The organism is Limnochorda pilosa, from assembly GCF_001544015.1.
Classification (GTDB): domain Bacteria; phylum Bacillota; class Limnochordia; order Limnochordales; family Limnochordaceae; genus Limnochorda; species Limnochorda pilosa.
The window spans coordinates 1,654,128-1,665,880 of sequence record NZ_AP014924.1 but is presented as its reverse complement, the minus strand read 5'-3'; the positions used below and the strand labels follow the sequence as shown (position 1 = coordinate 1,665,880).

The 11,753-nt window shown below is 66.0% G+C and carries 13 protein-coding genes and 2 pseudogenes; 7 read left to right on the top strand and 8 right to left on the bottom strand.

Annotated elements, in window-relative coordinates; genetic code table 11:
* Nucleotides 1-35: 35 nt before the first annotated feature.
* From pyrR to mntA, 3 genes are all read right to left on the bottom strand, one after another.
* On the bottom strand, nucleotides 36-632 hold the full coding sequence (gene pyrR, locus LIP_RS07225) for a bifunctional pyr operon transcriptional regulator/uracil phosphoribosyltransferase PyrR (protein ID WP_407936404.1): 597 nt from the start codon (nucleotides 630-632) through the stop codon (nucleotides 36-38).
* Between the two features lie 217 nt (nucleotides 633-849).
* On the bottom strand, nucleotides 850-1,317 hold the full coding sequence (hepT, locus tag LIP_RS07220) for a type VII toxin-antitoxin system HepT family RNase toxin (protein WP_068136214.1): 468 nt from the start codon (nucleotides 1,315-1,317) through the stop codon (nucleotides 850-852).
* Entirely contained in the window at nucleotides 1,292-2,149 is an 858-nt protein-coding gene (gene mntA / locus LIP_RS07215) for a type VII toxin-antitoxin system MntA family adenylyltransferase antitoxin (protein ID WP_068136210.1), read from the bottom strand. The genes hepT and mntA overlap by 26 nt, the downstream gene beginning before the upstream one ends.
* A 27-nt stretch (nucleotides 2,150-2,176) precedes the next feature.
* Between mntA and LIP_RS20490 the strand changes: the two genes are divergently transcribed.
* Nucleotides 2,177-2,506 carry a 2-hydroxymuconate tautomerase family protein gene (locus LIP_RS20490; protein ID WP_269433379.1) on the top strand — a complete coding sequence of 110 codons (330 nt, stop codon included), beginning with the start codon at nucleotides 2,177-2,179 and terminating at the stop codon, nucleotides 2,504-2,506.
* Between the two features lie 193 nt (nucleotides 2,507-2,699).
* Here the strand turns inward: LIP_RS20490 and LIP_RS20485 are convergent, their stop codons facing one another.
* Both LIP_RS20485 and LIP_RS07200 read right to left on the bottom strand, forming a co-directional pair.
* Nucleotides 2,700-2,951, bottom strand: coding sequence for an ATP-binding cassette domain-containing protein (locus tag LIP_RS20485; RefSeq protein ID WP_144440383.1), 252 nt, complete (start codon nucleotides 2,949-2,951; stop codon nucleotides 2,700-2,702).
* A 410-nt stretch (nucleotides 2,952-3,361) separates the two neighbouring features.
* Nucleotides 3,362-4,041, bottom strand: a pseudogene (locus tag LIP_RS07200) (IS256 family transposase); the annotation flags it as partial.
* 96 nt (nucleotides 4,042-4,137) lie between these two features.
* Here LIP_RS07200 and LIP_RS07195 point away from each other — a divergent pair.
* The 6 genes and pseudogenes from LIP_RS07195 to LIP_RS20475 all read left to right on the top strand — a co-directional run.
* Nucleotides 4,138-4,797 carry a cyclase family protein gene (locus LIP_RS07195; RefSeq protein ID WP_068136198.1) on the top strand — a complete coding sequence of 220 codons (660 nt, stop codon included), beginning with the start codon at nucleotides 4,138-4,140 and terminating at the stop codon, nucleotides 4,795-4,797.
* Between the two features lie 210 nt (nucleotides 4,798-5,007).
* The gene (locus LIP_RS07190) at nucleotides 5,008-5,946 is read left to right on the top strand and encodes a class I SAM-dependent methyltransferase (RefSeq protein ID WP_082725999.1); all 939 of its coding nucleotides are present in this window, start codon (nucleotides 5,008-5,010) and stop codon (nucleotides 5,944-5,946) included.
* Between the two features lie 63 nt (nucleotides 5,947-6,009).
* Nucleotides 6,010-6,300 carry an ArsR/SmtB family transcription factor gene (locus LIP_RS20480; protein WP_068136195.1) on the top strand — a complete coding sequence of 97 codons (291 nt, stop codon included), beginning with the start codon at nucleotides 6,010-6,012 and terminating at the stop codon, nucleotides 6,298-6,300.
* Nucleotides 6,297-6,692 (top strand): VOC family protein, encoded by a 396-nt coding sequence (locus LIP_RS07180; protein ID WP_068136192.1) that lies wholly within the window; start codon nucleotides 6,297-6,299, stop codon nucleotides 6,690-6,692. Before LIP_RS20480 ends, LIP_RS07180 begins: the two co-directional genes overlap by 4 nt.
* On the top strand, nucleotides 6,689-7,261 hold the full coding sequence (locus tag LIP_RS07175; RefSeq protein ID WP_068136190.1) for a hypothetical protein: 573 nt from the start codon (nucleotides 6,689-6,691) through the stop codon (nucleotides 7,259-7,261). The genes LIP_RS07180 and LIP_RS07175 overlap by 4 nt, the downstream gene beginning before the upstream one ends.
* A gap of 71 nt (nucleotides 7,262-7,332) precedes the next feature.
* Nucleotides 7,333-7,443: pseudogene (locus LIP_RS20475) on the top strand (LEM-3-like GIY-YIG domain-containing protein); the annotation flags it as partial.
* 114 nt (nucleotides 7,444-7,557) lie between these two features.
* Here the strand turns inward: LIP_RS20475 and LIP_RS07170 are convergent.
* From LIP_RS07170 to ltrA, 3 genes are all read right to left on the bottom strand, one after another.
* Nucleotides 7,558-7,740, bottom strand: a complete 183-nt coding sequence (locus LIP_RS07170; protein WP_068136187.1) for a hypothetical protein — start codon at nucleotides 7,738-7,740, stop codon at nucleotides 7,558-7,560.
* Between the two features lie 56 nt (nucleotides 7,741-7,796).
* Complete coding sequence (locus tag LIP_RS07165; RefSeq protein ID WP_158509593.1) at nucleotides 7,797-9,515, bottom strand: IS1634 family transposase; 1,719 nt, start codon at nucleotides 9,513-9,515, stop codon at nucleotides 7,797-7,799.
* 337 nt (nucleotides 9,516-9,852) lie between these two features.
* Nucleotides 9,853-11,139 (bottom strand): group II intron reverse transcriptase/maturase, encoded by a 1,287-nt coding sequence (gene ltrA, locus LIP_RS07160; RefSeq protein WP_068136182.1) that lies wholly within the window; start codon nucleotides 11,137-11,139, stop codon nucleotides 9,853-9,855.
* Between the last annotated feature and the right edge of the window lie 614 nt (nucleotides 11,140-11,753).

Sequence of the window (11,753 nt, the reverse complement as noted above, 5' to 3'; positions counted from 1 at the left end):
GAGCGGACCCGGCCGAACCGTGACGCCCTTGCCCGTCACGCGCCGCCGGGGCGCTCCAGGATGACGACCCGTTCCTCGCCGTCGGTCTCCTGCAGGCGGACGCTGATCATTTCCTGCTGGGAGGTGGGCACGTTCTTGCCCACGAAGTCGGCCCGAATCGGCAGCTCCCGGTGCCCCCGGTCCACCAGCACGGCCAGCTGGATCCGGGCCGGCCGGCCCAGGTCCATGATGGCGTCCATGGCGGCCCGGGCCGTGCGGCCCGTGTAGAGCACGTCGTCCACCAGGACGATGCGCTTCTCGCCCACCGCGAAGGGGATGTGGGTCTGGTGGACCACCGGCGCCTGGGCGATGCGCGACAGGTCGTCCCGGTAGAGGGTGATGTCGAGCTCTCCCACAGGGCAAGCAAGCCCCTCGATCTCCTGGATGTGGGCGGCAAGCCTCCGGGCCAGCGGCACCCCGCGGGTGCGCACGCCCACCAGCGCCAGCTCCTCGCCCTCGCGGCCCCGCTCGAGCACCTCGTGCGCGATGCGCACCAGGGCCCGGCGCATGGTGGCCTCATCCAGGATCTCCGCCTTCACCCGCCAGTCCACCCCGATCCCCTCCCACGCCGCAGGCTGAGCCTCCCGCACCACGGCCACAAAAAAACCTTCCTGCCGTGGCAAGAAGGCCGCACCCGGACCGTTCCGGGGCCTCCGGCTGCGCCGGAGCGCTATGGAGCTGCCTCCTTGCCGGCCTCACAGGGCCAGCTTAAAGGAACCGGTCTGAGGTGAGTATAGCCGAAGGGACGGGCCGTGTCCAGGGGAGGAGCGAAGAACACTCCGCGGCCTCCCATCCAAATGCCGGTTCCCTTTACCTCGGGGAGTTTCCAGGCTCGGAGCGGTCTGCTCCTCCAAAGAGCCCTTCGGCCGTCAGGTGATCCACCACCTCCCGTACGTATCGCCTGACGTCGTCGAGTTCCGCCAAGTACCCGTGAACCTTCTCGGGGAGCAGGTCGGCGTACTCGTGCACGAGCCTGTTGCGGAATCCCGCCATCGCTTCCAGGCGCCCACCCAGCTCGGGGTCGACCACGCCCTCGTCGACGAGCAGGCGAAAGACGGCGCGATGGGTCTCGGGTGGGGCCGAAGCACGATCGGCCAGGACATGGATCCCCAGGTCGAGGCACGCCTGGATGACCAGCTCGAGATTACGCTCCACCACATCCTGGAGGTCCATGTCCGCCAGGTAGGCCTCCAACGGTGTCCCCACCAGCTTCTCGAGGCGCGCCAGCCGCTTCTCGATGACCCGCAACAGCCTACGAACGGTGCCTTCCTCCACCACCGAAGGTCCCCTCCCGAATCCGCCGGAGCATGGCCTGATCGAAAACGGCGCGCGCGTAGGCCATGTCCACGTAGCGTTGCGCGTGCCGAACGTAGAACGCGTGCCGGGCGGCCTCGTCGGAGCAATGGAAAAGGATCCCTATATCGAGGATGTTCTGGACCAGATCCAAGGGAGCGTCGTTCAAGAGGACCACATCGGCCTCGCGCCCCAGGGCCCGTTCGAACTTCCCTTCGAGGGCCAGCCGCGTCTCCTCCGGATCTGCAACCGCTCGTCGGCGGTTTCCTTCAGCCAGCCAGACGGCCACGTCCACGTCGCTCTCACGACGTACCCGTCCCTTGGCGATTGAGCCGAAGAGGTATGCGAAGGCAACATCCTCCTCAGCCGCGAGCGCTGTACGGAGGGCCGAGAAGACCCCCGTTACGGTAGGAGACCCCGGTGCGATCCAGGGGACGTGTCGAATCGGGTGTATGGGCGGCACACCCTCGGGACCCCAGTCGTACGGTGGGAGGTCCTCCAGACCTTCTTCCATCCACATCAGATCGTCCTCGTCGGGCTCGCCGAGCGAACGGACGCCCACCCTGTTCGCTTCGGCCACGAACCCGCCGTGTGACGGTGGCCTGGGGTAGACAGGGCGCGCACCCTCCTCCAGCCGCTGCACCTCTTCCTCCTTGACGCGCGTGGCGCGAGGGCCCACCTTGTGCAGCGTCAGACGCCCCGCTCTGGCCCAACGGTAGAGGGTGGCCCGGCTAATGCCCAGCCGGCGCGTCGCCTCTGCGATGGTGACGAACCCCACGGCGTAGACCTCCTTGCCCCGGCGGTTGCCGATGGTCACGGGTCTTCACCATGTCTACATCGTATCATGGCGTCTCGTATTGTGTCAACCCGCACGTGGTCAACGACGTTCCGTCGCTCGTTCGTCCGGTGCGGGGAATCATCATGGGATGTCGAATACCTGGGTGTGGACAGAGAGGGAGGTGGCCTTGCGGTGCCCTACGTCAACATCAAGATCACGCGGGAGGGCGCAACGGCCGCGCAGAAGCGAGAGCTGATCCAGGGCGTCACCCAGCTCCTTCAGCGGGTGCTCGGCAAAAACCCCGCGACCACGGTGGTGGTCATCGACGAGGTGGACACCGACAACTGGGGGATCGGGGGCGAGACCGTCACCGACCGCCGGGCCCCAGGGCGCTGAGCCACGCAGGCGGTCCGTCACCGCCCCGCCTCTCTCGAACGGCGCGCAGGACAGGGGACCCGGTCGATCCACAGCAGGTGCTCGTCACTTCTCTTCATGCCCCCCGAGTAGGTGCGCGTGAGCCGGTCGGCCTCGTCCTGCAGGCCCGACCACCCGAGCAGCTCGTCGATGCGACTCCGCTTGCCGGCACCCGTCAGCCCGTACAGTGTGGCCTGGAACTCCAGGTTCTCCCCCGCCCGGTGAGGCAGACATCAAGGGCCGTTTGCTGTATGACCAGGCCCGTAAGGGCCCGAATCTGGAGCCCACGGCGTGCGGGATCGAGACCGAACACCCGCACGCGCCCGGCGGTGGGCTCCAGGAGCCCGACGATGAGCTGGATGGTGGTGGTCTTGCCAGCCCCGTTGGATACGAAGTTTGAATACGAAACTGGTCTTACCTTTGACATTACCGTGTCTTGGCGGACCGCCGGGCGTTCACCACGATGAACGCCCGGCGGTGGGTCCCGATCGAGAGGCCAAATCCTGGGGCCAGCAGGGCAGGCCACCGAGTAGGTGTAGCTGCTCGCTTCCGCCGCCGCGACGGAGATCTGGGCCTACCTCACCTTGCCGGTGGCGAGGTCCATCGGGCCACCGTTTCCCCGGCGGAGTAGACGAACATCTTCTCGCCGGCCCGATGAACCTGGCGCGTGCTCATGTCCAGGTCTTTCCCCCACCGGCGGTAGAACGGGCAGAACTGCGTGTAGTGGAGCCCGTCAGGATGATCCGCCTTGTACTCTTCCCAGAGGATCCGCAGGGTGACGTTCCTGCCCTTCTTCAGCTCCCGGTGCATCCAGGCGGGATCCGGCTCGGGCCGGTGCACCTTCGTGCGTCGGCGCTCCTCCTCGAAGCTCCGCTCGATCAGGTTCGTAGTGCGCACGTACTTCCGATGGGCCTGGGGCATCTTCAGGTGGTTGAGGCCGGCTCCAGATCGTCGGTGAAGGTACGCACCGCGGAAGGGTAATCACGTTCGAACCTCTCCACGAAGCGACGAGCGGCCTCCCTGCCGTCCGCATGGGTGGGAGCCTCCCGCACCGCGGCCAGGTGGGCTTTCACCTCGGGGCGCATCTCCTCCGGCACCTTGTCGAGGACGTTCCGAGCCTTGTGGGCCCAGCAACGCACCCGCAGGCTCTTGGGCCACATGTCTTCCACCGCGCGGATCAGCCCCGGAGCCCCGTCCGTCGTCACCGTGAGCGGGGGCTCAAGACCCCGGCTCACCATGTCCCGGAGGAACTCGAGCCAGTTCGCGTAGCTCTCCTTGTTGCCCAACGCCAGGTGGAGCAGCACCCGCCGGCCTTCTACGGTGATCCCCCAGGCGCAGAGGATGCCCTCTCGGGTGGTCCCCGTTCGACGCAGCGGCTCGAAGACGGCATCCAGGAAGAGGTAGACCAGATCATGCTCAGCCAGGCTTCGGCTGCGGAAAGCCTCGTACTCTTCCCGGAGCGTCTCGGTGATCTCGCTCACCTCGGTCCGGGTGATCAGACGACGGCCATCCTCTCCGGGAGTTCAGCGCTCCCGGGTCTCTGGATGCCTCGAACTGGCCTGCCTGCCGGGCGGGTGCCATAATCAACACGAACCGACGAGGAGGCTCGAAGGATGAGACGGCTGGTCGATCTGAGTCACGCGGTCGAAGACGGGATACTCACCTATCCCGGGCTGCCCGCCCCCTTCATCTCCGATTACCTGAGCAGGGAGGCCGCTCGGGAGCACTACGCCGAGGGGACCACCTTCCACATAGGAAGGATCGAGATGGTCGGCAATACGGGCACCTACATCGACTCGCCTTTCCACCGCTACGCGGAGGGCAAGGATCTCTCCGAGCTGGCCCTGGAGCAGGTCGCCGATCTGGAAGGGCTGGTCTTCCAGGCGGACCGGTCGAGCCGGGCCATCGGCCCCGAGCTCTTCTCCGCAGCAGATGTGCGAGGCAAGGCGGTGCTGGTTCACGCCGGCTGGGCCGAGCACTGGGGTACGGATCGGTACTTCGACGGCCACCCCTTCCTCACTGCTGAGGCCGCCACGTGGCTGAGGGACTCCGGCGCCGCGCTGGTGGGCATCGACTCTCTCAACATCGATGACACGTCCACAGGCGAGCGGCCGGTCCACTCCATCCTTCTTCGTGCGGACATCCCCATCGTCGAGCACCTCTGCAACCTGGAGAGCCTGCCCGACTCGGGCTTCAAGTTTCATGCGGTACCGGTAAAGGTCCGGGGTTTCAGCTCCTTTCCGGTGCGAGCCTACGCCATCATTCATTCGTGACTCCCAGGGCGTCCGGTACCCGGCGTATCAGGTGGGGATCGAGGAGGTCAGTCCACTGGCGCTTGGGCGAGGTGCAGCTCCAGACCGCGCCGAAGACGTTGACGGCCACCGGCTCCGTCGTCGAGTGGGAGGCCTCAACCGGACTTCCGAGATGGTCGTTACCATGATCCCGACACGGTTATGGCTTCAGGTCGCGGAGGGGATCGCCCCATGGACGACGATCTACAGGCTCGAACCGAGAAGGCTCGGCGGCGCTACGACCGTCATGCCCGCACCTACGATCACGAGATGGGTTTCGCCAAGCGTCTGGGGATGGCCAGGTGGCGCAGACTACTCTGGGAGGGCGTCTCGGGCAGGGTGCTCAAGGTAGGCGTGGGGACGGGCCTCAACTTTCCGTACTACCCGGAAGAGGCTCGGGTCACCGCCGTCGACTTCAGCCCGGCGATGCTGGAGAAAGCCCGGCGGAAGGCCGAGACGCTCGGGGGTCGAGTCGACCTGAGGCTGATGGACGCGCAGGCCCTCGATTTCCCGGATGCCAGCTTTGACGCAGCAGTGACCAGTTGCGTGTTCTGCTCGGTGCCGGACCCGATCCTGGGGCTGAGGGAGATTCGCCGGGTGCTGAAGCCGGGGCGGGAGCTTCGCATGCTGGAGCACGTTCGGAGCCACCTGCCCGTTGTCGGCCGCGTCATGGACTGGGTCAACCCCCTGGCGGTGGCCATCAGCGGGGCCAACATCAACCGGGAGACGGTGGCCCATCTGCGCCGAGCCGGGCTGGAGGTGCAGGAGGTACGGCCGCTCCTCGCGGACATCTTCCTCCTCATCAGGGCCAGGAGGCCTGCAGAAGACCGCCGCTCGTCTCCTCCAGGAGAGCCGCGAGACGGTCCATCGCCGCCGAGAAGCCCCGGAGCGAGACGGTGCGAAGCCGCCCGTCTCCCCAGCCCGCCCAGGACGCCCGGGGTGGTGGAGAGGACGCCCCCGTCCCGGATGGTGAGGTCCCCGGTGGCCGCGTTCCCGACGGTAAGGAGCCGGACCTCGCCCGTCTCACCCGAGGGGACGGTTGCGTGGGGCCGGAGGGTGTCGATCACGGTGATGTCCGTACTTGTCGGCACCCCATTTGACTCCCAGTACGTGGCGGTGTGCCGAGAATGAACGTCTCGATAATCGGGAGCATTCCCCTTGACAGGCAAGCCGTGACTTGCCTATACTGTCCGCGTGAGTGACGTATTCCATGCGCTGGCCGCTCCCGCGAGACGAGCGATCCTCGATGAGCTCAAGGAGAGAAACGGGCAGACGCTCTTCGAGATCTGTACCCGCCTAACCATGAAGCACGGGCTGGAGATGTCGCGACAGGCGATCTCCCAGCACCTCGACGTCCTAGAATCGGCCGGTCTTGTCGTTGCGAGACGGGACGGGCGTTACAAGTTCCACTACCTCGACACGACTCCCCTGCGGGCGATCCTCGAACGATGGCCAGTGCGACCCCGGACGGAGGGACAGAAATGAAGATCGTGGTGACGAGCGTCTTGGTGGACGATCAGGCGAAGGCGCTCACCTTCTATACGGACGTCCTCGGCTTCGTCAAGAAGAACGACATCCCCCTGGGGGAGTCCCGCTGGCTTACCTTGGTCTCGCCCGACGACCCCAACGGGACCGAGCTCCTGCTGGAGCCCGACAACCACCCGGCCGCCGGGCCCTTCAAGGAAGCACTGAGGAACGATGGAATCCCCTTCACCTCCTTGGGCGTCGACGATGTCCACAGGGAATACGAGCGCCTGAAAGCACTGGGGGTTCGGTTCACCCAGCCCCCCGTCCAGATGGGACCGGTCACCACGGCTGTCTTCGACGACACCTGCGGCAACCTGATCCAGATCGCGGAGACGGGTGGTGCGTCATGAACGAGCGCGTCCAGGCGCTCTTCGCCGACCGTGAGTCGTCGGACAGCGATGTGGCGTATCAGGCGCTGGGCCGCCTCTTCGAGATAACCGAGAGGCCCGTCGACTGGGCGTACGAGTTCTGGGACCAGCTGCTGAAGGATCTCACAGCCCGGGCCGGGCAGAAGCGGGCGTTCGCGGCCCAGATGCTCGCTCGCCTGGCGATCAGCGATCCCGACGGCCGCATGCTGAAGGATTTCCCGAAGGTGGCGGCCGTGATGAAGGACGAGAAAACGGTGACCGCCCGGCACACGCTCCAGTCCCTCTGGCGCATCGGTCTGGCCGGTCCGCAACAGAAGGCGATGGTCCTGGAGGCCCTCGAGCACAGGTTCCGTGAGTGTGCGGAGGAGAAGAACGGAACCCTGGTCCGGACCGATGTGGTCACCGCGCTGGGCCGCCTCACCAAGGCGACCGGCGACGCGACCATCGAAGTCCGGTTGAATGCGCTGATCGAGACCGAGCCGGACGAGAAGCAACGGAAGAAACAGCGCGCCGCCTGGCGCAAGGCGATCGCGTGGCCCGCACCTCGATGACGCGTCCGATTAGAGGAGGTGCCATGGGCGGACCGTGGAAAGGGAGTGGCTGGTGAGTGTGGGCCGAGGAAGTGGCGTCGTTTCCGGAAGAGGCTGCAAATGAACTGGAGACGTACGTCTACAGGCTGATTGATCCCCGAAACGGTGAGACCTTCTACGTGGGTAGAGGGAAGGGGAATCGGGCTGAAGAAGTCGCGAGGTTCTATGTCGGGAAAGCGATTCCGGAAGCGTATCGAAAGCGGGGGGCAGCCAATCCGGTCCGCTACACCTGGTAAGAAGTGCCGGCGTAGAGCTGCCTACGTCTCAGGCACCGGTAGCGGCTTGCCCGCCTCGACGAGGGCCCGGTGGCTCACCATGAACGGGCTCTGGACCACCAGCAGTGAACCGGTGGCCAGGAGCAGCCACTCGATGGGGATCATGTCGGCCAGCGGACCATAGACGAGCATGGAAAGCGGCATCAACGTGCTCGCGACCCGCATTCCGCACCCTTCGAGCGAGTCGAGCAGGATTTTCAACGTCATGAGCCAGCACGATGTCAATTCGAAACCAGCGGTTCGAAATAGATCTCAGGCCCGAAACCGGCCAGCCGGAGGATCTCCAGATGCTCTTCGGGGAGGTCGTCGGCAACGTCTGCATAACGGCTGTAGCCTTCGGGGGTGAGGCTTCCCAGGACAGGGATGTAGTCGATCTCCTCCAGGAGCGCCAGGCTGGTGGGGCTGTCGGTCACCCGGGCACCGCGAAGCAGGCGGAGCTTCTTCGTCTCGGTCTTCTGGAGCTCCTGGCGTACCCGGTACTCCAGGAAGGCCGCCACCATCAGCGCCAGAGTGGCCACGTAGGCGAAGGCCTCCACCCGCCGCGTGCTCTTGAGGAAGATCCCGTCGTCCACGATCGGGTGTTTGTAAACCCGGAACCCCTGCTCCACTTGGGTCTGGCCCTTGTACTCTTCGAGGAGCGCGGCATCGCTCCACTTGTCCTCAGGCAGATTGCTGATCAAGACGAAGGCGCTCTCCCGCTCGAGCCACGCCTTCTTGGCCTCCTCGCTCGGTGCGAAGAGGCGGATCTCCACCTGGTAGTGGGTCTGCTTGGGGTAGACCGCGTCCTTGCGTGGCCGGCCTCGGGGCCGCTTTTCTTCGGTGTAGGCGACGACGAGCCCTCGGGTGGTGTGGAGAGCGTCCTCGTGGGCCTTCTGGAAGGCCGCCAGGGCGGCCTCGGCGTCCGCCTGGCAGTTGAAGCGCTGCCCCATCAGCTCCTTGGCTGCCCGCTTCATCGCCTCTTGCTCGGTCCGGATGAGCCGCTCGAGCTTCTTCTCCTTCCGCTTGTCCAGCGACGAGGAGCGGACCACGGTGAGCCGGTAGGTGCCGCCCGCCAGCTCGTGGCGGTAGGAGACCGCGTGGTAGAACGCCCCGTTCCACCGGGTCCGGGCGAGCCTCCCGATCGGCTGCCACCGGTTCTCGACGAAGGCCTTCGCCCTCACCTCGCCCGCCGCCTTGAACGTCTCGGGGAGCCGGGAGATGAAGCGGACCTTCGATTGGTCCATCCGCTGGAGGTTCTTCACGGTCACCAGGCTCGAGTCCACCACGTAGGCGACCGAGCGGGGATCCAGGAAGCTCCGCTCCAGGCTTTCGATCATCTCACGATTCCACACCTTGTCGCTCAGGTTCCCGTCCCCGATGGTCCCCATGAGCGGAACGCCTTGCTTCGAGACGATCAGACCCGAGATGAACTGCTTGAGGTCCGGACGGCGCTGCTTGCTGTGGCCGTGGGTGATCTTCAGCAGCCGCTTCTCGGGGTGGGCCTCCACGAACTTCTCATCCCCCACCGTGGGCTCGAACTCGCCGTATACGGAGACCGATGTGGTATCGGCGTGGACGGAGCGGACCTCCATCTCGCCCAGGTGGACCGCCGAAAGCCCCACGCTCTGGACGAGCTGGGGCAGGTCGATGGCGGCCAGCCGGTCCAGCGTCCGCCCCAGGGCGTCGTCGTTGAGGGCATCTACCTCCACCGGCTCCTCGAAGAGCAGCCCCAGGTCCCTCCGGCGGTAGAACTCCTTCACTGTGTAAAGCGGCTCACGGGCGACCAGCATGTTGAGGATGAGCGCGACGACGAGCGTGCCAGGCGAGACCTTGCACTGCCTGGGGTCCCACTCGACCATGGCATTGACGATGCGGCGGATGCGCAGCTGCCGGCAGACCCGGGCGAGCAGGACGGGCGCACCACCCTGGCGAACCACCAGCCGCTCCCGTTTCGGCTCCAAGGGCGCTCCCTCGCTTTCCAGGGAGAGGCTTCGCACCCGGCCGCCCGGATCCTGTTGGCCCGTCCGAAGCTCCAATTGCAAAAGTCGCGCTGCTCGCGGCAAGGTTCGAATAACGATTCGGGGCCTTGCCCTCAATTCACCGCAAAACGACTCGATTCCTGCCAAAAGAGGGTGGGTGGGTAGAGGCGGGCCTCGCCGCTTTAGCCATAGCACCATTCTCCGTTACCGCGCCTTTCGGCGCGGTGCCCTTGGTGAACCGGCATGGCGACTTGGGCCCGTCCTCCCCCTCAGAACCCGGCGTGCGGATTTCCCGCACCGGGCTCCCCGATCTCTCGCGCTAAACGGTCCTGTGCAGGAGCTTTGGCACCGGTAGGGTGAACCACGGGTGCCGCTCCCAGCGCGCCCATGTTCGGGCACCGCGTTGGCTACGGCGCTCCAGTATGCGCTTCCAGAGCCTCAGCACTTCTCGCCGCACGACGGAGAGTTTCCGATACGTGCGCCAGAGGCTGAAGTACTGGTAGAAGCCCTGGAGCTTTCTTGCCAGCGCGCCCTGCTGGTCCTGCGGTCGGTCGTGCATGTGCTGCCTGAGCCACTCCTTCACTTCCGCGAGGAACTTCCGCACGCTCTTCGGCGACGGGATGCGCACGACCGCCATGCGGCCCTTGCGATCCGTCCCGAGGTGGTGGCGGAATCCGAGGAAGTCGAAGTGGTACGGGTGGCTCTGCCCGCGCCGCCAGTGCCGCCGCCCAAAGGGCAGCAGGTTCGTCTTCTCTTCGGCGAGCGTGAGGTTGAACTTCGCCAGCCGCGCCGGCAAGGCCGCCGCGAATCGCCTGGCGTCCTTCTCGCTCTGGAAGAGGACGACGAAGTCATCGGCGAAGCGGATCAGGGTCGCCTTCCCCACGCAGCGCGGTCGCGCGACCTTCTCGAACCAGAGGTCGAGGGCATAGTGCAGGTAGACGTTGGCCAGGATCGGCGAGATCGGTCCCCCTTGCGGGGTGCCCTCCTCTGGCACCGTCACCTGCCCGTGGTCGAGGATCCCAGCGCTCAACCACTTGCGGACGAGGCGTAGGATCCACGGGTCGCCGACCCGGAGATCGAGCATGCGCATCAGCCAGTCGTGGTCCAGGTGGTCGAAGAAGCCGCGAATGTCAGCCTCGTAGACCCACTGGGCCCTGCCGAGCATCACCTCGTTGCGGAGGGCGGCCAGCGCCTGATGCGCCGTCCGCCCCGGTCTGAAGCCGTAGGAGCACTCCAGGAAGTCCGCCTCGTAGATCGCCGACAGGATGCGAGCGACCGCCGCCTGAAGGAGGCGATCTTCGACCGTCGGTACCCCGAGCGGTCTGAGCTTCGCCGGGTTGCCCGCTTTCGGTATGTAGACCCTGCGCACGTGGGGTGCCCGGTAGTAGCGCCGCTTCATTCCGTCGACGAGCCTTTTCAGGTTCGTGTCCAGGTTCGCGGCGTACTCTGCTGCCGTCGCACGATCGACTCCGGGGGCTCCCTTCCGGTTGAGCCCCTGCCAGGTCTCACGGAGGAAGTCCTCCGTGAGGTGGTGGGCCAGGGCGGTAAACCGGCACTTCCGGTCCGCCTTGGCCCTCTGCGCGATGCGTTCCAGTCCCTCGTTCATCGGTGTCCTCCCTCTGCGTGGAGACGATTGGGTCCTGGACGCTTGAGACCGTGCCCCTCCTTCCCCATGTGCGCGGCTCTCCCGCGCTCGGAGTACTATGAGGGGCTCCGCGCCCAGAGGGCGCCCGCCCGGCGCTTCCGCCGCCCTTCGGCTTCGCCTGTCGGGTGGGGCGTACGCGCGGCGCGCGACGCCGGGAGGCCTCCCGGTTCCCGTACTATCTCGATTTCCGCCATGCCGCGGTCTCCGACCCCGCCGAGGTCTCCCGCGCTCTCGCCCTACCGAGCGCGTACTGTTGCCTTCCGGCCATTCCGACACCGTCGGCCCTCGGTCCATAACCGTAACGAGGCTCGATCCCTTCGCCCTTTTGGGCTGCGGCCTGGTCGTCGCGCTGCCTACGCTTAGCCATCAACCTCGCGGTTGACGACCCAAGGCTCGCTTCCCCGTGGGTGGCTGGCCCTTGCGGGGGCAGGAATTCCACCTGTTCGAGATAGCCGGTTGTTCCGGCGCACCGGAATGTAGGTTTGGCCATGGTTCGCGGCCGAAAAAGCCCATCGTCGAGGGATCGGGGGTGCGTGATTTGCCTTCCGACTGTGCAATGCCAGTTGGTCTTCCTG